The 23,322-nt window shown below is 65.9% G+C and carries 28 protein-coding genes; 11 read left to right on the top strand and 17 right to left on the bottom strand.

Annotated elements, in window-relative coordinates:
- Nucleotides 1–78: 78 nt before the first annotated feature.
- On the bottom strand, nt 79–834 hold the full coding sequence (locus tag AC2EAL_RS04255; RefSeq protein WP_484722921.1) for an AfsR/SARP family transcriptional regulator: 756 nt from the start codon (nt 832–834) through the stop codon (nt 79–81).
- A 332-nt stretch (nt 835–1,166) separates the two neighbouring features.
- On the opposite strand from AC2EAL_RS04255, the gene AC2EAL_RS04250 reads away from it, so the two are divergent.
- Entirely contained in the window at nt 1,167–2,312 is a 1,146-nt protein-coding gene (locus AC2EAL_RS04250; protein WP_484722920.1) for an aminotransferase class I/II-fold pyridoxal phosphate-dependent enzyme, read from the top strand.
- Here AC2EAL_RS04250 and ubiG read toward each other — a convergent pair.
- A complete protein-coding gene (gene ubiG / locus AC2EAL_RS04245; protein WP_484722919.1) occupies nt 2,309–3,046 on the bottom strand; it encodes a bifunctional 2-polyprenyl-6-hydroxyphenol methylase/3-demethylubiquinol 3-O-methyltransferase UbiG in 738 nt (245 codons plus the stop codon). The genes AC2EAL_RS04250 and ubiG overlap by 4 nt on opposite strands.
- A gap of 56 nt (nt 3,047–3,102) precedes the next feature.
- Between ubiG and pip the strand changes: the two genes are divergently transcribed.
- Both pip and AC2EAL_RS04235 read left to right on the top strand, forming a co-directional pair.
- Nucleotides 3,103–4,074, top strand: coding sequence for a prolyl aminopeptidase (pip, locus tag AC2EAL_RS04240; protein ID WP_484722918.1), 972 nt, complete (start codon nt 3,103–3,105; stop codon nt 4,072–4,074).
- Between the two features lie 107 nt (nt 4,075–4,181).
- Nucleotides 4,182–4,949: a sulfite exporter TauE/SafE family protein gene (locus AC2EAL_RS04235; protein WP_484722917.1), complete on the top strand. Its 768-nt coding sequence runs from the start codon at nt 4,182–4,184 to the stop codon at nt 4,947–4,949.
- Here AC2EAL_RS04235 and dxs read toward each other — a convergent pair.
- The 6 genes from dxs to AC2EAL_RS04205 all read right to left on the bottom strand — a co-directional run bounded on the left by dxs (nt 4,946) and on the right by AC2EAL_RS04205 (nt 10,188).
- Nucleotides 4,946–6,859, bottom strand: a complete 1,914-nt coding sequence (dxs, locus tag AC2EAL_RS04230) for a 1-deoxy-D-xylulose-5-phosphate synthase (RefSeq protein ID WP_484722916.1) — start codon at nt 6,857–6,859, stop codon at nt 4,946–4,948. The genes AC2EAL_RS04235 and dxs overlap by 4 nt on opposite strands.
- A 19-nt stretch (nt 6,860–6,878) precedes the next feature.
- On the bottom strand, nt 6,879–7,748 hold the full coding sequence (locus AC2EAL_RS04225) for a polyprenyl synthetase family protein (protein ID WP_484722915.1): 870 nt from the start codon (nt 7,746–7,748) through the stop codon (nt 6,879–6,881).
- On the bottom strand, nt 7,745–7,984 hold the full coding sequence (locus tag AC2EAL_RS04220; protein WP_484722914.1) for an exodeoxyribonuclease VII small subunit: 240 nt from the start codon (nt 7,982–7,984) through the stop codon (nt 7,745–7,747). The genes AC2EAL_RS04225 and AC2EAL_RS04220 overlap by 4 nt, the downstream gene beginning before the upstream one ends.
- A complete protein-coding gene (locus tag AC2EAL_RS04215; RefSeq protein WP_484722913.1) occupies nt 7,981–8,892 on the bottom strand; it encodes a histone deacetylase family protein in 912 nt (303 codons plus the stop codon). The genes AC2EAL_RS04220 and AC2EAL_RS04215 overlap by 4 nt, the downstream gene beginning before the upstream one ends.
- A 109-nt stretch (nt 8,893–9,001) precedes the next feature.
- Nucleotides 9,002–9,697 (bottom strand): response regulator, encoded by a 696-nt coding sequence (locus AC2EAL_RS04210; RefSeq protein ID WP_484723398.1) that lies wholly within the window; start codon nt 9,695–9,697, stop codon nt 9,002–9,004.
- The gene (locus AC2EAL_RS04205) at nt 9,694–10,188 is read right to left on the bottom strand and encodes a MarR family winged helix-turn-helix transcriptional regulator (protein WP_484722912.1); all 495 of its coding nucleotides are present in this window, start codon (nt 10,186–10,188) and stop codon (nt 9,694–9,696) included. The genes AC2EAL_RS04210 and AC2EAL_RS04205 overlap by 4 nt, the downstream gene beginning before the upstream one ends.
- 139 nt (nt 10,189–10,327) lie before the next feature.
- Here AC2EAL_RS04205 and AC2EAL_RS04200 point away from each other — a divergent pair, with 139 nt between their 5' ends.
- Together AC2EAL_RS04200 and AC2EAL_RS04195 are read left to right on the top strand one after the other, a co-directional pair.
- Nucleotides 10,328–11,194 (top strand): branched-chain amino acid aminotransferase, encoded by an 867-nt coding sequence (locus AC2EAL_RS04200; protein ID WP_484722911.1) that lies wholly within the window; start codon nt 10,328–10,330, stop codon nt 11,192–11,194.
- A 205-nt stretch (nt 11,195–11,399) separates the two neighbouring features.
- Nucleotides 11,400–12,179: a hypothetical protein gene (locus tag AC2EAL_RS04195; RefSeq protein ID WP_484722910.1), complete on the top strand. Its 780-nt coding sequence runs from the start codon at nt 11,400–11,402 to the stop codon at nt 12,177–12,179.
- Nucleotides 12,180–12,236: 57 nt separating this feature from the next.
- On the opposite strand, the gene AC2EAL_RS04190 is transcribed toward AC2EAL_RS04195, so the two are convergent.
- Complete coding sequence (locus AC2EAL_RS04190; RefSeq protein ID WP_484722909.1) at nt 12,237–12,665, bottom strand: organic hydroperoxide resistance protein; 429 nt, start codon at nt 12,663–12,665, stop codon at nt 12,237–12,239.
- Between the two features lie 105 nt (nt 12,666–12,770).
- On the opposite strand from AC2EAL_RS04190, the gene AC2EAL_RS04185 reads away from it, so the two are divergent.
- Nucleotides 12,771–13,202: a MarR family winged helix-turn-helix transcriptional regulator gene (locus AC2EAL_RS04185; protein WP_484722908.1), complete on the top strand. Its 432-nt coding sequence runs from the start codon at nt 12,771–12,773 to the stop codon at nt 13,200–13,202.
- 69 nt (nt 13,203–13,271) lie between these two features.
- On the opposite strand, the gene AC2EAL_RS04180 is transcribed toward AC2EAL_RS04185, so the two are convergent.
- From AC2EAL_RS04180 to AC2EAL_RS04155, 6 genes are all read right to left on the bottom strand, one after another.
- The gene (locus tag AC2EAL_RS04180; RefSeq protein WP_484722907.1) at nt 13,272–13,439 is read right to left on the bottom strand and encodes a hypothetical protein; all 168 of its coding nucleotides are present in this window, start codon (nt 13,437–13,439) and stop codon (nt 13,272–13,274) included.
- A gap of 81 nt (nt 13,440–13,520) precedes the next feature.
- Nucleotides 13,521–14,285: an SDR family NAD(P)-dependent oxidoreductase gene (locus AC2EAL_RS04175; protein ID WP_484722906.1), complete on the bottom strand. Its 765-nt coding sequence runs from the start codon at nt 14,283–14,285 to the stop codon at nt 13,521–13,523.
- Nucleotides 14,273–15,316, bottom strand: a complete 1,044-nt coding sequence (gene queG / locus AC2EAL_RS04170; protein ID WP_484722905.1) for a tRNA epoxyqueuosine(34) reductase QueG — start codon at nt 15,314–15,316, stop codon at nt 14,273–14,275. The genes AC2EAL_RS04175 and queG overlap by 13 nt, the downstream gene beginning before the upstream one ends.
- Nucleotides 15,317–15,370: 54 nt before the next feature.
- Complete coding sequence (gene fzlA / locus AC2EAL_RS04165; protein ID WP_484722904.1) at nt 15,371–16,036, bottom strand: FtsZ-binding protein FzlA; 666 nt, start codon at nt 16,034–16,036, stop codon at nt 15,371–15,373.
- Between the two features lie 68 nt (nt 16,037–16,104).
- Nucleotides 16,105–16,872: a monofunctional biosynthetic peptidoglycan transglycosylase gene (mtgA, locus tag AC2EAL_RS04160; protein WP_484722903.1), complete on the bottom strand. Its 768-nt coding sequence runs from the start codon at nt 16,870–16,872 to the stop codon at nt 16,105–16,107.
- Nucleotides 16,869–17,393: a DUF1269 domain-containing protein gene (locus AC2EAL_RS04155; protein WP_484722902.1), complete on the bottom strand. Its 525-nt coding sequence runs from the start codon at nt 17,391–17,393 to the stop codon at nt 16,869–16,871. The genes mtgA and AC2EAL_RS04155 overlap by 4 nt, the downstream gene beginning before the upstream one ends.
- A gap of 232 nt (nt 17,394–17,625) precedes the next feature.
- Here AC2EAL_RS04155 and AC2EAL_RS04150 point away from each other — a divergent pair, with 232 nt between their 5' ends.
- Complete coding sequence (locus AC2EAL_RS04150; protein ID WP_484722901.1) at nt 17,626–18,126, top strand: DUF1643 domain-containing protein; 501 nt, start codon at nt 17,626–17,628, stop codon at nt 18,124–18,126.
- Between the two features lie 3 nt (nt 18,127–18,129).
- Here the strand turns inward: AC2EAL_RS04150 and AC2EAL_RS04145 are convergent, their stop codons facing one another.
- Nucleotides 18,130–19,134, bottom strand: coding sequence for a calcium-binding protein (locus AC2EAL_RS04145; RefSeq protein ID WP_484723397.1), 1,005 nt, complete (start codon nt 19,132–19,134; stop codon nt 18,130–18,132).
- A gap of 311 nt (nt 19,135–19,445) precedes the next feature.
- On the opposite strand from AC2EAL_RS04145, the gene rpsO reads away from it, so the two are divergent.
- Together rpsO and hslV are read left to right on the top strand one after the other, a co-directional pair.
- Entirely contained in the window at nt 19,446–19,715 is a 270-nt protein-coding gene (gene rpsO, locus AC2EAL_RS04140; protein WP_137109424.1) for a 30S ribosomal protein S15, read from the top strand.
- Nucleotides 19,716–19,811: 96 nt separating this feature from the next.
- Nucleotides 19,812–20,375 carry an ATP-dependent protease subunit HslV gene (gene hslV, locus AC2EAL_RS04135; RefSeq protein ID WP_484722900.1) on the top strand — a complete coding sequence of 188 codons (564 nt, stop codon included), beginning with the start codon at nt 19,812–19,814 and terminating at the stop codon, nt 20,373–20,375.
- 3 nt (nt 20,376–20,378) lie between these two features.
- Here hslV and AC2EAL_RS04130 read toward each other — a convergent pair whose 3' ends face one another.
- Entirely contained in the window at nt 20,379–20,663 is a 285-nt protein-coding gene (locus AC2EAL_RS04130; protein ID WP_484722899.1) for a BrnA antitoxin family protein, read from the bottom strand.
- A 193-nt stretch (nt 20,664–20,856) separates the two neighbouring features.
- Between AC2EAL_RS04130 and AC2EAL_RS04125 the strand changes: the two genes are divergently transcribed.
- Nucleotides 20,857–21,930 carry a hypothetical protein gene (locus tag AC2EAL_RS04125; protein WP_484722898.1) on the top strand — a complete coding sequence of 358 codons (1,074 nt, stop codon included), beginning with the start codon at nt 20,857–20,859 and terminating at the stop codon, nt 21,928–21,930.
- A complete protein-coding gene (gene hslU, locus AC2EAL_RS04120; protein ID WP_484722897.1) occupies nt 21,927–23,225 on the top strand; it encodes an ATP-dependent protease ATPase subunit HslU in 1,299 nt (432 codons plus the stop codon). Before AC2EAL_RS04125 ends, hslU begins: the two co-directional genes overlap by 4 nt.
- The last annotated feature ends 97 nt before the right edge of the window (nt 23,226–23,322 follow it).

The following is a 23,322-nucleotide window of genomic DNA, read 5'->3' as shown; positions in this document are numbered from 1 at the left end:
GATAATCGCGGAAGTATCGCGTCAATTCTGGGCCTCTTGCCTGCCTGTCCCGACCCGGTTCCGGGCCCGGCCGCAAGCCTACATGATCGGCGTGTCGCTTGTCTCGAACACCAGCGTGGGGACCGCGCCCGTGGCATCTTCCCCCTGGACCGAGCGATGGGCGATCAGCCGTTGGGTCCAGATCGTCTTCTGGCCCGACTGCGCCACCAGCCGCAGCTTCAGATGCGCGCGATCCTCGCTCCAGGCACCCTCGATTTGCAGGTCCAACCCCTCTGGCATCGGCGTCCCGGCCGAGCGCAACAGATATTCCGCCGCCAAACGGGCAATCGCCCCGGCGAGCTCGCGCGCCATCCCCGCTTCCATTCCTTCCGGCAGGGCGCCCAGCCGCAGCGTGAAGGGCTGGGCTCGTTGCGCCTCGTCCCCCTGACCAAACCGTTGCGCCAGCCGCTGCCGCTCATCGGTCAGCCATTCGCGGAAGGCCGCATCCAGGATGTCGATGCCCTCCAGGAACTCACGGCCATGGATCAGCGCCCGCCGCGCCGCTTCGGGGTCCTCGTCCAGATCGGTGACGAAGTCCTTCAGCATCACCTGGTCCCGGTCGCTGTGCAGGTGGTCGGCCAGGGGGCCAAGCGTCTTGCGCAGCTCAGTCAGCGCCTGCCGCAAACTGCCCGAAGCCTGTTCCGCCCCGCGATCCGACCAAAGCCGCGCCTCCAGCCAGCGCCGCGGGCGGCAATGACCCGGGGTCTGGCACAGCAATGCCAGGATCGCCCGTGCCTTGGCACTGCGGGGGGTGAAGTCCCGCCGCGTTGCGTCCTGTACCTGAAATTGTCCCATCAGCCGGATGAACATCCCTATCGCCTCGCATGTCCCTGCGTTTGTCGTCTTCCGGCAGATTCGGACAGCCCGCGTGAAATTTGCGTCAATCGCCGGGGGCCGGGCCGGTCCAGCGCTAGAAACTCGTGAAATCGCGTGAAATGCGCGGCTGCGCACAGCCCGTTCCGGTCGTGATTCGCGGCGTCAAGGCTGGGCCGGGCCCGCGGATTCCTGAAGGTTTGGGCGTTTCACGGGGAATTAACGGCCATTTTTCCCCCCTGATCGCAGGGTCAGACACAAGCCGCGGCCAGACATGGCCCGGCAGGACCCCGGACCCTGCGAAAGGCCACACCATGACCAGACCCGCACTTTCCGTTCTTGGCCGTTCCGATGTCGATGCTAACGAAGGTCTCACTCGGCTTCTGTCGGACGGCCTGCTCCCCGCCAGCCGGTCCCGAGAGCGAGAGACACTTCGCGCCGGGCTCGATTTTGTCAGCCAGAACGCCCTTGGCCTGTCATTTCTACCTGCGCAGGGGGCCGCTGGTCCAGCCGGTGCCGCCGCCCGCGCCCTGGAACACCGCATCGCCGAAATCCTGTCCCAGCCCGCCGCCCTGACCTTCGCCTCGGCGACCGACGCAGTCCGCGCCACCCTGGCCAGCCTCCTGCAGCCCGGCGATGAAGTGCTGATCGATGCAGGTGCCGATTCAGCCATGTTAGAGACTGTTTTGGCCACCCGCGCCAACCTGCACCGCTTTCCTTCCGGTTCGCTCGACGCGGTGGAACGCCGCCTCCAGCGCCTGTCCCGGCAACCCGGTCGCGGGCGTCAGGCGATTGCCGTTCCCGCCGTGTCCGCCCACGGCGCGCGCATCGCTGACCTGGCGGGACTGGCCGATCTGGCCCGCCTTCACGGGGCGACGCTGATCGTCGATGTCGCGCAGGATTTCGGCACCATGGCCCCGAACGGGGGTGGCGTTCTGGAACTGCAGAACTGCCTCGACCGCGTCGATGTCGTCATCGGCAGCTTCACCCGCTGCTTCGGGGCTGACGGCGGCTTTGCCGCTTTCCGCGATCCCGCCCTGGCGCAGGCCGCCCATCGCGCCGCGCCCCTGCCCGATGCCGCAGCCCAGGCGATCCTTGCAGCCGCCGAGACCGCCTTCAGCCCGCTCGGCACCCGCCTCCGCCGCAAGCTGATGGGCATGTCCCAGCGCCTGCGCAACCATCTGATGGCGGATGGCACCCGCGTCCTCGGCTCTGCCGCGCCATTCGTCCCGGTCCTGCTTCCGCCGCTCACCGCCCTGCCGCGCACCGCGCTTCTGGAAAGCGCCGGGCCCCGGGTCACGCTGCTGATGGCGCCGACCGTACCAATGCAGGCCCCGCGCTGGCGAATCGAGCTGAACGCGCGGCATATCCTCGCCGAAATCGACGACCTGGCCGAGCTGATCCGCGACGTCAGCCGCGCCTTCGATCGCCAGCCCTCGCGCGCCCGGGTGGCCGCCTAACCCTTGACCGAAGCCGTCACGTAGTTGCAGCTCAGATCCCGGTCCGACAGGCTCCACCGCCAGCTGACCGGGTTGAACACCATCCCCTTGCGGTCCACCGGCCGCAATCCCGCCTTCTCGATTAGCGCATAAAGCTCATCAGGGGTGATGAACTTCGCCCAGTCATGCGTGCCCTTCGGCAGCCAGCGCATCACCCATTCCGCCCCGATGATCGCCATCACAAAGCTTTTCGGGTTCCGGTTCAGGGTCGAGCAGATCATCAACCCGCCCGGCTTCAACAGCTGCTGACAGGCGGTGAGGTAGGCCTGCGGGTCGGCCACATGCTCCACCACCTCCATATTCAGGACCACATCGAACTGCTCGCCTGCTTCGGCCAAAGCCTCCGCCGTCGTGTGGCGATAGTCGATCACCAGCCCCGACTGCTCCGCATGCACACGCGCCACCGGAATGTTCCGCGCCGCCGCATCCGCGCCCACCACTTCCGCCCCCAGCCGCGCCATCGGTTCAGACAGCAATCCCCCGCCACAACCGATATCCAGGATCCGCAGCCCCTTGAACGGCGCCTGCGCCGAAAGGTCGCGCCCGAACTCGGCAGCGATCTGGGCGCAGATATAGTCCAACCGGCACGGGTTCAGCATGTGCAAGGGCTTGAACTTGCCGTTCGGATCCCACCATTCCGCCGCCATGGCCTCGAACTTGGCCACTTCCTGCGGATCAACCGTGTCGACTGCCATCGCCGTCTCCTATTGCCCTTCGACTCCAGGCTTTCCCTTGGCTATATAGAGTGGAGATGGATCAGAGATCAGGTCAAAAGCGCGCAGTCGAATACCTTTACCCGCCGATCGACCCCTTCGATCAGCGCGTGATCGATGTTGGCGACGGGCACCGGGTCTATGTCGAACAATGCGGCAATCCCGAAGGCATCCCGGTCTTCGTGTTCCACGGCGGGCCCGGCGGCGGCTGTTCGCCCGCCATGCGCCGCTATTTCGACCCCCGTGCCTTCCGCACGGTCCTCTTCGACCAGCGCGGCTGCGGCCGGTCACGCCCCCACGCCTCGGTCACCGCCAACACCACCTGGCATCTCGTCCAGGACATCGAGACGATTCGTCAGGCGCTGGGCATCGACCGTTTCATCGGCTTTGGCGGCAGCTGGGGCGCGACCCTGGCGCTGATCTACGCGATCACCCACCCCGACCGCGTCTCGCACCTTGTCCTGCGCGGCGTGTTCCTGGCGACAAAGGCCGAGCTCACCTGGTTCTATGGCGGCGGGGCAGGGGCCTTCTTCCCCGACCTCTGGTCGCGCTTTACGGAAGTCATCCCCGCGGCCGAACGGGGCGACCTGATCGCCGCCTACCACCGCCGGCTCTTCTCCGGCAACCTGGTCGAGGAAACCCGCTTTGGCCGCATCTGGGCCAACTGGGAAAACGCGCTGGCCTCGATCCAGAACGAAGGCGCGCTGGGCGAAAGCCCCTCCGACTATGCCCGCGCCTTTGCCCGCCTGGAAAACCACTATTTCCAGAACGCCGGTTTCCTGGAATGCGACGGCTGGATCCTGCGCGAACGCCACCGGATCCAGCATCTTCCCGCCACGATCATCCAGGGCCGCTACGACATGATCTGCCCGCCGCACTCGGCCTGGTCGCTGGCGCAAGGCTGGTCAAAATGCGAGCTGAAGATGGTCCCGATGGCCGGCCACGCCCTGTCCGAACCCGGGATCTCCGAGGCCCTCGTCCGCGTGATGGACAGCCTCCGCCAACCCTGACCCGGGCGTAGGTCGGGCTTCAGACCGACTCTCCTCCGCCCCGTAGGGTGGGCAACCTGCCCACCATCCGCTAGACAACGCCGAACCGGGACGACACGAAGGGCCCAATGTCCAGCCTGTTCGGCACCGCCGACTACCTCCCCGCGCACGGCCTTCTGGTCGCCGTCACCCTTGCCGCCAGCCTCGCCCGCGGCTTTTCGGGCTTCGGTGCCGCGCTGATCTTCATTCCCCTAGTCAGCGCGCTCCTCGGCCCCCAGGTCGCCGTGCCGCTTCTCCTCGTAACCGACGGCATCATGACCGCCGCGATGATCCCCGCCGCCGTCCGCCGCGCTGACCGCCGCGATGTCCTGACCATGTCCACCGGCGCCCTGGTCGGAGTGCCCGCCGGCACCTGGCTTCTGACCTCGCTTGATCCCCTGACCCTGCGCTGGGCTATCGTGGCCCTTGCCGGTGTGATGCTCGCCGTCCTCGTCTCCGGCTGGCGCTACCGCAACCGCCCAACCCCGCCCCTGACCGTCCTCGTTGGCCTCGTCTCCGGCCTCTGCTCCGGCGCAGCCCAGATCGGCGGTCCCCCGGTCGTGGCCTACTGGCTTGGAGGGACGAGCCCCGCCCAGACCGTCCGCGCCAACATCATCTTCTACTTCGCCATCACCAGCCTGATCGGAGCCGTGGGCTATGTCTGGGGCGGGCTCATCACCCTCCACATCCTCGCCCTCGCAGCCCTGATCGCCCCGGTCTACGGGTTTGGCGCCTGGGCCGGAACACGCATGTTCGGCCTCGCCTCCGAACAGACCTTCCGCCGCATCTGCCTCGGCATGATCGCCTTCGCCACCCTGGTCAGCATACCGCTCTTCGACCAATGGCTGCGCGGCTAGGCCCGCCTCCCCACCACCGCAACCCCCAGCGCCTGCAGCACCTTCGCCTCGATATGCGCCGCATCCAGCCCGGCTACCCGGTACATCGCCTCGGGTGAGGCCTGGTCGATGAAGATGTCCGGCAGGACCAGCGACCGGAACTTCAGCCCCCGGTCGAACACCCCTTCCTCGGCCAGAAGCTGCGCCACATGGGACCCGAAGCCCCCGACTGCGCCTTCCTCGACCGTCACCAGCGCTTCATGCCCCGCCGCCAGTTGCAGGATGAGCTCCCGATCCAGCGGCTTGGCAAACCGCGCATCCGCCACCGTCACCGACACGCCCCGGCCCGCCAAGGCCTCCGCCGCCTTCAGGCTCTCCGACAACCGCGTGCCAAACGACAGGATCGCCACCCGCGACCCCTCGCGCACCACTCGGCCCCGCCCGATCTCCAGCGGCACGCCCCGCGCGGGCATCTCCACCCCCACGCCCTCGCCACGCGGATACCGGAACGCAATCGGCCCCGCGTCATGCGCCGCCGCCGTCGCCACCATATGCACCAGCTCCGCCTCATCGGCCGCCGCCATCACCACGAATCCCGGCAGGTTCGCCAGGAACCCCACATCGAACGCCCCCGCATGCGTCGCCCCGTCGGCCCCCACCAATCCCGCCCGGTCGATGGCAAACCGCACCGGCAGCCGCTGAATCGCTACATCGTGCACGACCTGATCGTACCCGCGCTGCAGAAACGTCGAATAAATGGCGCAGAACGGCTTCATCCCGCCCGCCGCAAGGCCAGCCGAGAACGTCACCGCGTGCTGTTCCGCAATCCCCACGTCGAAACACCGCATCGGGAACCGTCCGGCGAACAGGTCCAACCCCGTCCCGTCCGGCATCGCCGCCGTCACGGCCACAATCTTCTCGTCCCGCTCCGCCTCGGCCACCAGCGACTGCGCAAAGACCTTGGTATAGCTCGGAGCATTCGACGCCGCCTTCACCTGCACGCCGGTCAGCACGTCGAACTTGCCCGTCGCATGCCCCTTGTCCCGCGCCGCCTCGGCCGGGGCATAGCCCTTGCCCTTCTTGGTCAGCACATGCAGCAGCACCGGCCCCGTCGCCCGCGCCTTCAGGGTGCGCAGGACCGGCAGCAGCTGGTCGAGGTCATGCCCGTCGATCGGCCCGACATACTCGAACCCCAGCGATTCAAACAAAGTCCCGCCAACTGCCATGCCCTTCAGCATGTCCTTGGCCCGCTTCGCCCCCTCTTGCAGCGGCCCGGGCAGCAAACCGACAAACCCCTTCGCCATCTGCTTCAGGTCCTGCATCGGCTCGGCCGCATACAGCCCGCTCAGATACGAAGACAGCGCCCCGACCGGAGGCGCGATGGACATCTCGTTGTCGTTCAGGATGACGAACAGCCGCTTTTTCAGGTGCCCGGCGTTGTTCATCGCCTCAAACGCCATGCCCGCCGACATCGCCCCATCGCCAATGACCGCAATCGCATCGCCGGGGTCCCCGCCCAGCTCTGACGCCATCGCAAAGCCCAGCGCCGCAGAGATCGAGGTCGAGGAATGCGCCGCGCCGAACGGGTCATAGGGGCTCTCCGACCGCTTGGTGAACCCACTCAGGCCCCCCTCCATCCGCAAAGTCCGGATTCGATCCCGCCGTCCGGTCAGTATCTTGTGCGGATAGCACTGGTGGCCCACGTCCCAAACCAGCTTGTCGCGCGGCGTGTCGAACACAGCGTGGATCGCCACCGTCAGCTCGACGACCCCCAGCCCCGCGCCCAGATGCCCGCCCGTCTCAGACACCGTCGAGATCGTCTCCGCCCGCAGCTCTGCCGCAAGCTGGTGCAACTCCCGGTCGCTCAGAGCCTTCAGGTCTGACGGAGCATGCACCCGGTCCAGCAGCGGAGTCTTCGGTCGGTCGGTCATCATGCCTGCCTTTGGCGGTTCAACTGTCCCGCGCGATAACGAAGCGCGCCGCGGCGATCAAGTTGTCCGCGCCTTTTCCATACCCGGCCAGCGCCGCCTCGGCCTCGGCCACCAGTTCCGCCGCGCGCGCCCGCGCACCCTCCAGCCCCAGCAGTGAGACGAAGGTCGCCTTCCCCGCCTCGGCATCCTTGTGCAGCCGCTTGCCCGTCTTGGCCTCGTCGCCGGTCACGTCCAAAATGTCGTCCGCGATCTGAAAGGCCAGCCCCAGGCTCGCGGCATAGCGCCGCAACGGCGCGCGATCCGCCCCCGCGATCACCGCCCCGGCCTCGGCAGCGAACCCAATCAAGGCCCCGGTCTTACCCGCCTGCAGCGCCGTGATCTCCGCCAGCGTCAGTGACCGCCCCGCCGTCTCGGCCGCGATGTCCAGCGCCTGGCCCAGCACCATCCCATCGATCCCCGATGCAACCGCCAGACCCCGGACCAGTTCCATCCGCACCTCGGCGGACCCCAAAGCCGGGTCGCAAAGCAACTCGAACGCCAGCGTCTGCAAGGCATCCCCCGCCAGCACCGCCGTCGCCTCGTCCCATTTCCGGTGCACCGTCGGCTGCCCCCGCCGCAGGTCGTCATCGTCCATGCAGGGCAAATCATCGTGCACGAGGGAATAGGCATGCAAGGCTTCAATTGCTGCGGCAGCCGACACCGCCCGGGTCTCGGAAACCCACAGCATCCGCGCGCCTTCCAGCACCAGGAACCCGCGCAGCCGCTTGCCCCCGCGCACCGCATAGCGCATCGCGGCGGTCACCGGCTGGTCCGCGCGCCCCTCCAGGGCAGCCAGAAGCCGGGCCTCACACAGCCCCGCATCCGCCGCCAACCGCTGCGAGAAATTCACATCCCCTCCGCCGGCGAGGTCCCCACCGCCCGGCCTTCCTGCGCCCGGATCAGCTCCACCTTCTCCTCGGCCTCGGCCAGTTTCTTCGCGCAATGCGCCTTCAGCGCGGCCCCGCGTTCATACAGCGCAATCGACTGCTCCAGCGGCACCTCGCCTCGCTCCAGCGCCCCGACGACCTGCTCCAGGGCGGCCATCGCCTCCTCGAAACTCAACGCATCAACCGGCTTTTCGCTCATCGGCCCCGCTCCTCCAGCACGCCCACATGCGCGGCAACGCATGCCGCCAGCGCATCCAGATCATAGCCGCCCTCAAGTGTCGAGACCACACGCCCGCCCGCGAAATCGCACAAGCGATTGGTCAGCCAGCGAAAATCCTCTGCCTGCCACTCCAGCCCCGCCAAGGGATCATCCGCATGGGCATCGAAACCCGCCGATATGAGCAACAACTCAGGTTTCCAATCCGCCAGCGCCGGGAACACCACGCCCTCATAGATCTCGCGCATAGCCCGGCCCCCGGATCCACCCCGCAATGGCACGTTCAGCACCTGCCCATGCGCCCCCCGCTCCTCCGGTCGCCCTGTCCCAGGGTACAGCGGCATCTGGTGGCTGGAGATGAACAGACACCGCCCTTCATCCCACAGCAGGTCCTGCGTTCCGTTCCCATGATGCACGTCGAAGTCCACGATGGCCACGCGCTTCAGCCCATGATGATCCAGCGCCCGCTTAGCCCCGATCGCCACCGTCCCGAACAGGCAGAACCCCATGGCAATGTCCCGCTCGGCATGGTGCCCAGGGGGCCGCCCCGCCACAAAGGCCGTCTTCGCCTCGCCCGAGACCACTGCATCCACCGCCGCGCAAATCCCCCCAACCGCCCGCATCGCCGCGTCGAAAGACCCGGGGGACATGAACGTATCGCCATCCAGCTGCGCCCAGCCTTCGTCCGGCACCGCCGCCTTCACCCGCGCCAGATAGCTTGCCGGATGACAGCGCAGCACCTCAGCTTCGTCGCCAAACGGACACTCCCGCCGCTGCACCGGAATCCCCTCAAGCCCCCGCTCCACCGCCGCAAGCCGCTCCACCCGCTCCGGATGCCCAGGAGGAGTCACATGGCGCGCGCAGTCCGGATGGGTGAACACCAGAACCATGTCTTTCTCTTCTCCAAACATCCCACGGGTGCGTTCAGTGGTGCGCCATTGGTTCGAGAACCACTGGACGCGGGGGGTGTGAAATCCCCGGTCCGACGCTAGCCAACCCTCAATCCGGCTGCAGCATATAGCCCTCGCCCCGCACCGTCTGCAGATAGCGTGGCACCTTCGGGTCGTCCTCGATCTTCCGCCGCAGCCGAGTGATCTGGACATCCACCGCCCGTTCCTGCGCCGCGTCCTCGCCCTGGTCGGCCACCAGCTTCTCGCGGCTCAAGGGCACCCCCGGCTGGGCGGCAAAGATCCGCATCAGCGCCGCCTCAGTCGCCGTCAGCCGCACCGGCACCTCGCCGCGCCACATCTCGCCCCGGTCCAGATCATACCTGACCGCCCCCAGATGCAGGAACTGCCGCGCCGGTTCCGCCGGCACCACCTGAGGCATCCGCCGCAGGATCGCGTTGATCCGCAACAACAATTCCTTCGGCTCGAACGGCTTGACCAGATAATCGTCCGCCCCCGCCTCCAGCCCCTCGATCCGGTTCGCCGCCTCGCCCCGCGCGGTCAACAGCAGGATCGGCGTCGTCATCCGTTTCCGCAAGTCCCGCGTCAGGCTGACCCCGTCCTCCCCAGGCATCATCACGTCCATGACGATCAGATCGAATTCCAGCCCGCCCAGAATCCGCCGAGCCTGAGATGCATCGCGCGCGACTGAAACCAGAAAGCCGTTTCTTACCAGGAACTTCTGCAACAGCCCCCGAATTCGCTCGTCATCATCGACGATCAGCAGGTGCGCGTCCGGAACCATCAGCCGCCCTCCTTCAGGCGATTGAACTGGCGCCGCATCTCCGGGTCCATCATCGCCTCCAGCACCTGCCGGAAGCCCGCCACTGCCTGCGGCCCCGCCGCGCGATACGCCGCCCGCATCCGCGCCCGCTGCGCGTCCGACAATTCCCGTTCCAGCATCTGTCCCTTGTCCGTCAAATGCAGATGCCGTTCCCGCGCATCCACCTTGCCCTTTTCACTGCGAACAAGGCCATCCTCGATCAGGGTGCGCAACACACGATTCAACGACTGCTTTGTAACACCCAGGATCGACAGCAGGTTCGAAACCGTCGTCCCGGGCGAGCGATGGATGAAATGGATCGCCCGGTGGTGCGCCCGGCCATAGTCCTTCCCCTCCAGGATCCGGTCCGGGTCCGCCGTAAAGCCACGATAGGCAAAGAACATCGCCTCGATGCCCTTCCGCAGCTGCTCATCCGTCAGGTACAGCAGGTTTTCCCCGCCTGGGTGCTCGGCCATGACGCCTCTCCTTTTCGGGGAATTTACGTCAGCCTTGTTGACTTTCCAAGCACGAACCCGTAACTCTCCCCCGATTTCGCGCAAGAATCTGTCCGAAGCGGACCTTTCAGGCGCAACATTCGCAAAGCTGGAGGGTGGAATGTCAGGCTACGACGATCGTGACGGGTTCATCTGGATGGATGGCAAGCTGGTGGAATGGCGTTCCGCGAACGTCCACATCCTGACCCACGCGCTCCACTATGCCTCGGCCGTCTTTGAAGGCGAACGCTGCTACAACGGCAAGATATTCAAGGGCCACGAGCATTCCGTCCGCCTGCTGAAGTCCGGCGAACTGCTTGACATGCCGATCCCCTTTACCGCCGACCAAATCGACGCCGCGAAAGAGGCGACCCTCAAGGCCAACGGCCTGACCGACGCCTACATCCGCGCGATCGCCTGGCGCGGCGCGGGGCCCGACATGGGCGTCGCCTCGCTCCAGAACCCCGTCCGCCTGGCCGTGGCCTGCTGGACCTGGGGCAGCTATTACGGCGACGCCAAGTTCAAGGGCGCGAAACTCGACATCGCCAAGTGGAAGCGCCCCTCGCCAGAGACGATCCCGTCCGAGGCCAAAGCCGCCGGTCTCTACATGATCTGCACCATGTCCAAGCACGCCGCCCAGGCCAAGGGCTGCTCGGACGCGATGATGTTCGACTATCGCGGCTATGTGGCCGAGGCGACCGGCGCCAACATCTTCTTCGTCAAGGATGGCGAGGTCCACACCCCCAAGGCCGACTGCTTCCTGAACGGCCTGACCCGGCAGACCGTAATCCAGATGCTCAAGGACATGCAGATCAAGGTCCACGAACGCCACATCATGCCCGAGGAACTGGAAAGCTTCGAACAGTGCTGGCTGACGGGTACGGCAGCCGAGGTCACCCCCGTGGGCCAGATCGGCGACTACAACTTCGAGGTCGGCGACCTGACCAAGCGCGTGGCGACGGAATACGAACGCCTCGTCCGCGCCTGATTGGCAGAGCAGTGCTTGGAAAGGGCTCCGCTGCCGGTGCGGCGGGGCCTTTCCTTTGCAAGGCCTGGGGCTTTCAACAGGCCTGCCCGGCCCGACTTTGTGGCCGACAATTGCTCAGACCAGCCATTATCTCGCCGCGTTACTGCGTGAATGCTACGCTTCCAGACTTGGTAAACCTGTCAGAAACGATTCGAAGTCGACCGAATTGGCCAGCGCGCGCAGCCTTCTCACCGCCTTATGTCCACCGCTCTTGGGTGGGTCCGGGCCGCTGCCAGACCACGCCCGCCCGCTTTCGTTCGTCAGCCAGTCCTTCAAGACGATCCTCATCGCCTTCATCGTCATCGACCTGACCTTCATCGGTCTGAACGCCCTGGCCATCGCGGCGCATGCCCTGGGCCTGATCGACGCCGTGCCCGAGCTGTTGAAAATCACCAAGGACCACGCCCTGCCCGAGGATTTCAACTATCTGAAGTGGGCCATCATCGTCCTGGCACTGATGTGGCTGTCGATCCGCGACCATTGGCTGCCCCCGCTGATCTGGGCCTTCGTCTTCGTGATGATCCTCGCCGACGATTCCCTGCAACTGCATGAAAAGCTGGGTTCTTTCCTGTCGTCCTGGTCGGAACTGCCGTCCAGCACCTACTTCTACGCCGATGACATGGGCGAGCTTCTGGCCTTTGCTTGCATGGGGCTTGTAGCCCTTCTGCTCACCGTAACCCTCTTCACCCGCGGTGGCGCCGCGGCTCGGGCGATCAGTCTGCGCTACGGGCTGGTGATTGTCGCCCTGGGAACCTTCGGGGTCGGGATCGACTCGCTTCACCAACTCGTCTCGCACCTGACCGAGGGAACTTCGGCAGCGACGATCCTGTCGCAGTTTTTTGGCGTCCTGGAAGAAGGGGGCGAGATGATCGTCGCCAGCTTTGCCACAGCCATGACGCTGGCCGGAGAGTTCGGCCCCCCGCCCAGCGATCACGACCTCATCTAGCGGCACGCCGGACCGGCGCCGGTTTCGTCGACGCCGGCCGGTTTGTGCGGCTCCGGCTCAGACCACTTCGGTCTCGACCTCGATATTGCCCTTGGTCGCGTTCGAATACGGGCAGATGAAGTGCCCGTGCTCGGCGATCTTTTCCGCCACTGCCCGGTCCACACCCGGCATGGCGACCATCAGCTTCACCTTCAGCCCGAACCCGCCATCCGACCGCGGCCCGATTCCGACATGCGCGGTCACCGTCGCGTTGTCCGGTACCGTGCCCAGCTTCTCGCTGGTGGCGGCAAAGCGCATCGCGCCCAGATAGCAGGCGCTGTAGCCCAGCGCGAACAGCTCTTCCGGGTTATGCCCCAGGCCCGAGCCGCCCAGTTCCTTCGGGCTGGCATGCGTCACGGTCAGCTGGCCATTCGCCAGGCTGGCAACCCCGTTGCGCCCACCGCCGGTGGCCTTGGCTTCGGTCCAGTATTTCGCATCAACTGTCATCCACATATTCCTTCCATTACGATTAAATCGTGCGCGATCTTTATTGTCCGCCCTGTCTTTGCTGTCAAGTCTTGAGTTTAGATCGCCCGCGATCTAAACTGAATCATGACCCTTGCGCCTTCTGACATGCTCTGCTTCGCGCTGCATTCCGCTGCCCATGCGGTCCATGCAGCCTATGCGCCGCTGTTGCAGCCGCTGGGTCTGACCTATCCGCAATATCTCGCCCTGTCGGCGCTGAATGTCGCCGACGGTCAGACCGTCACCCAGCTCGGGGCCGAACTGCGGCTTGAGTCGAACACGCTGACGCCGCTCCTCAAGCGGATGGAAACCGCTGGCTGGCTGACCCGCAGCCGCGACACCAGGGACGAACGCCAGGTCCGCCTGCGCCTGACCGAGGCTGGTCGTGCCCTCGCAACGCAGACCGCCACGATCCCCCGCGCCTTTGCCGAAATGACCGGGCTGCAGCAGTCCGAACTGGCGGACCTGCGCGACATCCTCGCCGCGCTGCGCGACAAGCTCAAGCCGACCAAAGCTTGACAGGGCGTTAACGCCCGCGCCCAAGCCGTTGATTCTGCTGGCCCCGAACCTCTGTCCACGGTGGACAGATCAGGCGCTCCGCCCCCGTTCGATCCGCAGGAACTGGACCAGCCGGCCTGTCCCCGAGGCCCCCCGCGGCCGCAACCAGGTATCCCGAGGCGTCCGGGACAGCCGCAGGAAATGCTTGACGCGGCCCCCGTTCGTCCGGGCGCGATGATCGGCAAGATGTCGGCTCATGCTCTCCTCCCACGGTTCTGCACGGTCCCAGCTTGCACCCGAATCGCCGGATTCCCAACCGAGATCCGCAGGGCCCCGGCGTCAAACTGCCGAAAAGCCGCCATCCACGAACAGCTGCGCCCCGGTGACGAAGTCCGACTCGTCCGAGGCCAGGTACAGCGCCGCCCGCGCCACATCCTCGGGCTGCCCCATCCGCCCCTGCGCCGCCGCAATCGCCGCGTCCGAGACGTCGACCCCCAGCTTCATCAGCCCCTCGACCTCGCGGTTGCCGTGCGGCGTCGCGATGAACCCGGGGCAGACCGCGTTGCAGCGGATGCCCCTGTCCCGGAACTCCACCGCAATCGCCCGCGCGAACATGTGGCAGGCCCCCTTGGTCGCGTCGTACAGCACCTCGTTCGGCGTCGCATAGACTGCGCTGATCGAGGAAGTGCAGACAATCGACCCGCCCCCCGCCGCTATCATCCCCGGCAGTACCGCGCGGGTCATCAGGTACATCGACTTGACGTTCACATCGAACAGGAAGTCCCAGTCCGCCTCCTCGGTCTCCAGGAACGGCTTGATGACGATGGTCCCCGCGTGGTTGAACAGCACGTTCACCGGCCCCAAGCCTTCGTTCACCGCCGCCACCGCCGCCTCGACCTCGGCTTTCGAGGACACATCCGCGCGTGCAAACACCGCCCGCTGCCCCTTGGCCACCAGTTCAGCCACCAGCGCCTCCCCGGCCTCGACGTTCCGGTCGATCACGCCGACCGCGGCGCCCTCTGCGGCGAACAGCCGGGCCGAAGCCGCGCCCATCCCCGTTGCCCCACCCGAAATGATCGCCGTCTTGCCCTTCAACCGGTCCATGCCTGCCCCCTCAGCCGCTCTACCGCCCAGCGCGCCGCATCCGCCACCGCTGGATCGGCGTCATTGACCAACCCCGCCGCCACGTCGGCCAGCGCCGGCGTAGCCGAGTTTCCAATCGCATAAAGCACGTTCCGCACGAACCTGTCGCGCCCGATCCGCTTGATCGGCGACCCCGCGAACCGCGCGCGGAACGCTGCGTCGTCCAGCGCGGCCAGCTCTGCCAACTCTGGCAGCCCGTGCCTAGGCTGATAGCCGATCTCCCGCGCCGCAACGGCGAATTTGTTCCACGGGCAGACCGCCAGGCAGTCATCACAACCGTAGATACGATTGCCAATACAGGCCCGCAGCTCTGTATCTACAGCGCCCTTGTGCTCGATGGTCAAGTAGGAAATGCAGCGCCGTGCATCCAGTTGATAAGGCGCGGGAAAAGCGCGGGTCGGGCAGACGTCCAGGCAGGCCGTGCAGGTCCCGCAATGACTGACCTCGGCCGCATCCGGCTCCAGCTCCAGCGTCGTGAAGATCGCCCCCAGGAACACCCAGTTCCCCAGGTCGCGCCCCAGAAGGTTGGTATGCTTTCCCTGCCAGCCCAGCCCCGCAGCCTGAGCCAACGGCTTTTCCATCACCGGAGCTGTATCTACAAACACCTTGATCTCACCCCCGGCCTGATCGATCAGCCACCGCCCAAGCCGCTTCAGCCGCCGCTTCACCAGGTCGTGGTAATCCTTCCCCTGCGCATAGACGCTGATGACACCCCGATCCCGCTGCGCCAACCCCGCCATCGGGTCACCGTCCGGGGTATAGGCCTCGGCCAGCATCACCACTGACCGCGCCTCGGGCCACAGCGCCGTGGGATCGGCGCGCCACGCCTCCCGATCGGCCATCCAGCCCATCTGCCCGTGCCGCCCCGCCTCCAGAAACGCCCGCAACCGCCCCGCCGCCTCTGGCACGGCATCGGGCCGGCAGACACCTGCCTTCACGAACCCCTCCTCCAAGGCCCGCGCCACCAGCTGCTCTTTCGTGAGCGTTTTCATCTGTCCAGAAATATCCCGGGGGTCCGGGGGCTGGCCCCCGGTCCGCCGCCAGCCTCAGAAGTCGAGGTCGGCATAATGCGCCGCTGGCGGAAAGCCGGAGATCTGGTCAGCCAGCAAGGGCCGGAACGACGGCCGCGACTTGATCTTCGCATACCAGTCCTTCAGCACCGCGTGCCGGTTCCAGTCCACGTCGCTGATATAGTCCAGGCAGCTCAGATGCGCGGCCGCAGTGAAATCGGCCAGCGTCATCACGTCCCCTGCCAGCCAGCGCCGCTGGTCCAGAAGCCAGGCCATGTAATCCAGGTGATACTTGATCCGTGTCGACCCCAGCTTGACGTTCTTCGAATCCGGATAGCCCTGCCCGGTGACCTTCTTGTTCACTCGCTCGTACAACAGCTTGGACGTGACCTCGTTGTGAAACTTGTCGTCAAACCAGGCACATAGCCTACGCACCTCGTAGCGGCCGTCCGGATCCTTCGGCATCAGCGGCACCTGCGGCGCGATCTCTTCCAGGTATTCGCAGATCGCCTGGCTCTCGCTCATCACGCGGTTGCCCATCTTCAGGATCGGCACCTTGCCCGCCGGGTTGCGGCGCAGGAAATCGGGCGAGGGCTCCCAGTACCGCTCCTCGACCAGCTCGGCCTCGATCTTCTTTTCTGCCAGCGTCAGGCGCACCTTGCGGCAGAAGGGCGACAGGGGGACGTGGTAGAGACGGTTCATCGGTCGGAGGCCTCCGGGCTTTCCCTTCATTGCCGCGCCGGGGGGCGAAATTCAATCCCCGGGCCGCGTCAGTCTTCGAAACAGGCGGATCTGCCGTCCGCGGCAATGGTCTCCGCGCCCGAGATGATCGACCGGGTCCGGCTGCGGACAAAGCTCGACGGGTTCGACGCGCTGCGCCCTTTCGGGTCCGGCAGGACCGCCGCCAGCCTGGCCGCCTGCAGCGCCGTCAGGTCCTTGGCGTCCACGCCGAAATGATGCTGCGCCGCCGCCTGGATGCCGAACACGCCCTCGTCGAACTCGGCCACATTCAGGTAGACCTCCAGAATGCGCTGCTTGGTCCACACGAGCTCCACCACCGGGGTCATCACCGCCTCCATCGCCTTGCGCAGATAGCTGCGGCCGTGCCAGAGGAAGACGTTCTTCACCACCTGCTGGCTGATGGTCGAGGCGCCGCGGTTGCCGCCTTCTTCGATGGCCTGCCGGATCGCGGCCATGTCAAAGCCCCAGTGGTTGCAGAAATTCGCGTCCTCCGCCGCCACCGCCGACCGTCCCACGACCGGAGCGATCTCCTCCCAGCTGACCCAGTCCTTCTCGATCCCGCCCAGCCGCCAGGATTCCCCCAGCTGGTACAGGTTGATCGGTGGCGGCACGACGGCGAACAGCAGGATCAGCACCGCATAGAACCCGGCCACCGCGCCAAGGCCACGCATCAGCCACCGGGCACCCCGGCGCAGGCGCGATTGCGGAACCGGGGCGGCCGCTTGGGCCTTTGCCTTCCGCTTGCGTGCAGTCCCGCCGGGCTTTGCCGCGGGCTTGTCGACAGAGTTCTCGGTCACGGCCCGTCCCACGCCGCCGACTGGTTCAGCGCCGCGTCCGGAATCTGGCCCTGCATGTCGACCAGCGCGTCTTCGGTATCGGGGCTCAGCCGCGTCCAGAGGATTTTCGGGTTGCCCTTCAAACTGGTCAGCTTGTCGATGACCCGGTCCTTGCCCAGAAGGCGCACCCGCATGCCGATTGCGGCACCGCCCTTGCCCAACGCTTTGGTGATCTCCGCCAGGAACCTTTCGTCCACACCAACCGCCCGGAACTGCGCCGCAAGCCCCTTGGCCCCCGGCTGCGCCTTGCGCCGATCCAGGAACATCGTGCCGATCAGCGTCCCCCAGCCACCGCCACCCAATGGCCGACCGGTAGCCAGGTCGATCGACTGGTTGACCGACACCCGCCCCGCCGCATCGCGGGTGATGACGACGATATCCTCCGGTTCCGTGCCCGCTTCCTGCTGAAATGCCGCCAGCGCCTCGCCTGCAACAAAGGCAGGATTCTGGGTGCGGTAGAAGGCCAGGATCAGGTCAGACATATGGCACTCCAGGATCGTGTCGATGCGACTGTATCCTTAGTCGGAAATCCTGCAGCAAGCAGAATCGGTGACCGCGCCGATTTCTGCCGCGCCTGGGGCTGTTCGCCACCCCCTCGCAGCCAGCTTTTGGGCTTGACCCTGCGCGCCGGTAGCGATTCCCTGCGCGCCCAAGTGACCGGCACGCCCTGCCAGAGCGATCCGCCGCGCCACGAAACACCAGGAAGCCGGACCCATGATCCTGCGCAGTCATGCCAGTGCCGGCACCAAGTCCGAGGCGGTCTACTCCGATTGCAAACGCTATCGCTATCTCTTGACGCGCACCTGGGGGCCGGGGCCGCGCGCCCTGTTCATCATGCTGAACCCCTCCACCGCGACCGAGCTGCAGAACGACCCGACCGTCGAACGCTGCCAGCGGCGGGCTCAAGCTTTGGGATATGGGGCGTTTCGGGTGACGAACATCTTTGCCTTCCGCGCCACCGACCCCAAGGTCATGCGGGCCGAGGTCGATCCGGTCGGTCCCGCCAATGACGCCGCGATCCTGGACAGCTTGCCCTGGGCCGACATGGTGCTGTGCGCCTGGGGCAATCATGGCCTGCATCTGGACCGCGGGGCCGCGGTGACACGGTTGCTGCGGCAGAACGGGGCGCCGCTGTTCCATCTGGGCCTGACCGGCCAGGACCAGCCGCGCCATCCGCTCTATGTCGGCTATGACCGCCAGCCTCAGCCCTGGTGAGCCTCACTCCGCGACCAGTCGGATATCGGCCAGATCGACCGGTTCGCCATGCACCACGGCGACCTTGGCGCCATCCAGATAGATCACCTGGCCCTGACCGCCGTCATTCGGGCCCATGGTCAGAACCGGATCGGTGTGAACGGTGGGGTCGTAAACGATGACCAGGTCATCGAATTCGGGGTCATAGTCGGCAATCTGCGAGACGTTGTCTTGCTGCGACCAGTCCTGGACCACGAACTCATCCGCGCCATCCCCGCCGGTCGCATAGTCGCCCGACCCCAGGACCAGCTGGTCATCCCCGGTGTCGCCGTTCAGGTAGTCGGTTTCCTGCTCTTTTCCGTCAGCCTCGACCCCGTACAGCGCATCATTGCCCCAGCCGCCATCCAGGATGTCCGACCCGGCGCCGCCGATCACGGTGTCATTGCCAAGTCCGCCGGTCAGCCAGTCGTCATCTTCCAGGCCATCCAGCCAGTCATCGCCTTCGCCGCCCAGAAGCGAGTCCTTGCCTTCGCCGCCATACAGGCTGTCATCGCCGTCCCACCCGGCCAGGCTGTCGTTGCCGGCGCCACCATACAGCTGGTCATTGCCCGCCTGACCAAGCAGGCTGTCTTCGCCCTCATCCCCCCAGACCGTGTCCTCACCGTCCCCGGCCCAGACCGCGTCGCTGCCCTCGTCGGCATCGATCCAGTCGTCGCCACCACGACCGTCGATCAGGTCCGAATCGGCCTTGCCATAGATTTCGTCGTCATTCCCAAGGCCCGACAGGAAGTCGACCCCCGGGCCGCCCTGCAGCGTCACCGGGCTATCGACCGGTTCCGGGATGTCGTCCGATACCGGGACCCCGGGCTCGTCGACGTAATCATCCAGAAGGTCGCCATGGTCGACCGAAAGCTCGTCGTCGTCCGGCGGAAGCTCGGACTCGTCCTCGTCCGGTTCATCCTCACGGTTAAACAGCACCGCATCCGCGGCAAGGCCGACCATGATGACCCCGAACAACCCAACCAACATAAGCACGCCGGTACACTCCCAGACGACGGGCACCATAGGCGCCCCACCCCTAACTCCCTGCGTTAACCGCCTGTTAACACACGGAAACCCAAGGAAAAAATATCACGGCTGGAAGAACCAACAAAGAACAGATGGGCGCCACGCCCCGGGAATCTGAACGGGTGGTTAATCCCGGTTTACCCTGCGCCTAGCCCCTTTCCTTTTCCGGCATTTCCGCCTATACGCCCGCATCCGCCTGAACGCGGACCCTCCAAGGGCCCTGCTGGACGACATCCCGGCTTGCGCCATAACCCTTTTGACAGGAGATCCCGATGTCGATCACCGTTGAAGAAAAAGCGAAGCTCATCAAGGAATACGCGACCAAGGAAGGCGACACCGGTTCGCCGGAAGTCCAGGTTGCGATCCTCTCCTCGCGCATCGCCACCCTGACCGAGCACTTCAAGGGCCACAAGAACGACAACCACTCGCGTCGTGGCCTTCTCATGCTCGTCGCCCAGCGCCGCAAGCTGCTGGACTACCTGAAAAAGACGGACGAAGCGCGGTATTCCTCGCTGATCACCCGCCTCGGCCTGCGCCGCTAATCCCGGTCACAGCCATACGGAACGCCCGTACCGAAAGGTGCGGGCGTTTTGCATTGCTGGCGCCGCCCGACTATATGGGCTGAAACGGAGGGCATCATGGCTGACGAAAAATTCCCCGGCTGGCACGGCACCACCATCCTCGCCGTTCGCAGCGGCGGTGAGGTCGTGGTGGCGGGCGACGGCCAGGTTTCACTTGGCCAGACCGTGATCAAGGGCACCGCCCGCAAGGTTCGCCGCCTCTCCCCCGGCGGCCACGACGTCGTCTGCGGTTTCGCCGGATCGACCGCCGACGCCTTCACCCTGCTGGAACGGCTGGAGAAAAAGCTCGAATCCGCCCCCGGCCAGCTGGCCCGCGCCTGCGTCGACCTCGCCAAGGACTGGCGGATGGACAAGTACCTCCGCAACCTGGAAGCCATGCTGATCGTCACTGATGGCAAGGCTCTGTTCGTCATCACCGGCGCCGGCGACGTGCTTGAACCCGAACACGACGTCGCCGCCATCGGCTCCGGCGGCAACTTCGCCCTCGCCGCTGCCCGCGGCCTGATGGCCACCGACCTCGACGCCGAGGCCATTGCCCGCCAAGCCATGGCCATCGCCGCAGATATCTGTGTATATACGAACGGCAACCTGACCGTGGAAAAGATCAGCCGCCCCGCCTGAGCCCTATCCCTGGCCCAACTCTTTCTTCACCTGCATGTAGGCCTGCAGCACCGCGTTCATCCGCGTCTGATACCCCGGCCCCTGCGCCTTGAAGAACTCGATCACGTCCGGGTCCACCCGCAGCGAGATCAGCTTCTTCCGCGACTGCTCGGGCAGCGCGGCATTTGCCCAGTCCGACAGCGCCTCGACCGGCAGCTCGTCGACCTGATCCTCGGCTCCCAGCACCAGAGGCGCGTTCATCGCGCGCTTTTCGGCGATGCTCAGCCGCTTCGGAACTTCCTCCACCATTGACCCACTCCTTCCCGGTGCCCCGGCCTTCGTGTTTTTCTTGTCTTGTCAGCTCTTTGCCGCCCGAAGCGCATGTATATATGCATGTAGCTGCATGTATATACGCCCGGTAGCTACTGTTTTACCTGACTTGGTTTGCTGCGACAAACCCCTTATCTGTGCCTGAACGATTTCCTGCCGAAGAAGGCCGAAGATGACCCCAGAAGATCTACGCGCCGCCGTCGCTGCCGGAATTCTCAGCGAAGCGCAGGCCGCCTCGCTGTCGGCACTCGCCAACGACCGCGCCGGCAAACGCGCCGCCCTCCCCCAAGAAGACGAGCCGTTCGAGTTCTTCCGCGGCTTCTCGGAAATCTTCATCTCGATCGGCCTTGTCATCCTCCTGACCGGCATCCTGGGCCTGTTCACCCTCCTCACCCGCGGCCTCCTCCTCACCGCACTGCCGCTCGTCACCGCCGCGGTCGCCTGGTGGTTCGCCAGCTACTTCACCCTGAAGCGCCGGATGACCCTGCCCTCGATGGTCCTTGCCGTGGCCTTCGGGGCCGGGCTCCTCACCTTCGCTTTCACCATCGTTGCCCCCACCGTGACCAACGGCCGGATGATCTCCATCCTCGGCTTCGGCCTCGCGGCTACCGGGATGGTCGCCTGGTACCTGCGCTTTCGCCTGCCTTTCGCCGCCTTCCTGACCGGCTGCTTCGCGCTGGGCCTGGTCTATTCCATCACCGCCTCGGCCACGAATGTCGGCGGGCTGGTGGCCGGAGGCGTGCTGGGTGAGGGCGGCTACCGCGCCTTCTTCGACCTGTCGGAAAGCCCCGCCTTTGCCACCGCCACGCTCCTCTTCGGGATCGGCGCCTTCCTGGTGGGCATGTGGTTCGACACCCGCGATCCCCACCGCCTCGGCCGCCATTCCGCCACCGCCTTCTGGTGCCACCTCCTTGCCGCGCCCGCCCTGGTCAACACCGTTGCCATCACGCTGATGAACGGCGGCGGCACCGGTTTTCTCGCCATCGCGCTGGTCCTGATCGCGCTTCTCGCCCTGGTCATCGACCGCCGCAGCTTCCTCACCGCAGCCATCGCTTACATCGCCATCGTCATCACCTGGGCCACGGGCGAAGGGAGCGGCATGGGCTGGATTCTCACCCTCCTTATCCTCGGCGCCTTCATCACCGCCATGGGGACCTGGTGGGTCCAACTGCGCGCCCGCGTGATGGCGCTTCTTCCCGATTTCCCCGGCAAATCCCGCCTGCCGCCCTATGGATCGACCGAATGACCGACCTGACCCCCCGCGAAATCGTATCCGAGCTTGACCGCTTCATCATCGGCCAGCGCGACGCCAAGCGCGCCGTCGCCGTGGCGCTCCGCAACCGCTGGCGGCGCAAGCAGCTGGGCGATGACCTGCGGGATGAGGTCTACCCGAAGAACATCCTGATGATCGGCCCGACCGGCGTCGGCAAGACCGAGATCAGCCGCCGCCTCGCCAAGCTTGCCAAGGCACCGTTCCTCAAGGTCGAAGCCACCAAGTTCACCGAAGTCGGCTATGTCGGCCGCGACGTGGATTCCATTGTCCGGGACCTGGTCGATGTCGCCATCAACGACACCCGCGCCCGGATGCGCGACGATGTGAAAGCCAAGGCGCAGAAATCTGCCGAGGACCGGGTGATCGAGGCCATCGCCGGCAAGGACGCCCGCGAGCAAACGCGCGAGATGTTCCGCGCCAAACTGAAACGCGGCGAGCTTGACGACACGATGATCGAGATCAACGTGACCGACACCGCCCCCGCCATGCCCTTGGGCTTTGGGATGCCGGGGATGGAACAGCAGATGCAGGGCCTGCAGGATCTCTTCAAGGCCTTTGGTGGCCGCTCGACCCGCAAGCGGATGACCGTCGCCCAAAGCTATGAGGTGCTGATCGGACAAGAGGCCGACAAGCTTCTTGACGACGAGGCCGTCCGCGCCGCAGCGATGGAAGCCGTGCAGGAAAACGGCATTGTCTTCCTGGACGAGATCGACAAGATCTGCGCCCGCAGTGACGCGCGGGGCGCCGACGTCAGCCGCGAAGGCGTCCAGCGCGATCTCCTGCCGTTGATCGAAGGCACCACCGTCTCCACCAAACATGGCCCGGTGAAGACCGACCACATCCTCTTCATCGCCTCGGGTGCCTTCCACATCGCCAAGCCCTCGGACCTTCTCCCCGAACTCCAGGGCCGCCTGCCAATCCGGGTTGAGCTTGCCCCGCTGACCGAGGAGGACTTCGTCCGCATCCTGACCGAAACGGACAACGCCCTGACGCGGCAATATACCGCCCTGATGGCGACCGAGGAGGTGCAGGTCACCTTCACCCCCGACGGCATCGCGGCGCTGGCCCGCATCGCCGCAGACGTGAACCGCAGCGTCGAAAACATCGGCGCCCGCCGCCTCTACACGGTGATGGAACGGGTCTTCGAGGAGCTTAGCTTCAACGCCCCCGACCGGTCGGGCCAGTCCGTTACCGTCGACGCCGGTTTCGTCGAAACCAACATCGGCGCCCTCGCCCGCTCCGCCGACATCTCGCGCTACGTGCTGTAACTCGGGCTCCAGACCGACTCCCGGCCAGCGACCACACCGGCAACCGATCTCCGCGCGACCCACAGGGTGCGTCACCTTCCCTCTTGCCCATGTCCAA

Source organism: Tabrizicola sp. T74 (assembly GCF_057219935.1).
The sequence above is the reverse complement of the archived record's forward strand: the minus strand, read 5'-3'. Positions and strand labels throughout refer to the sequence as shown.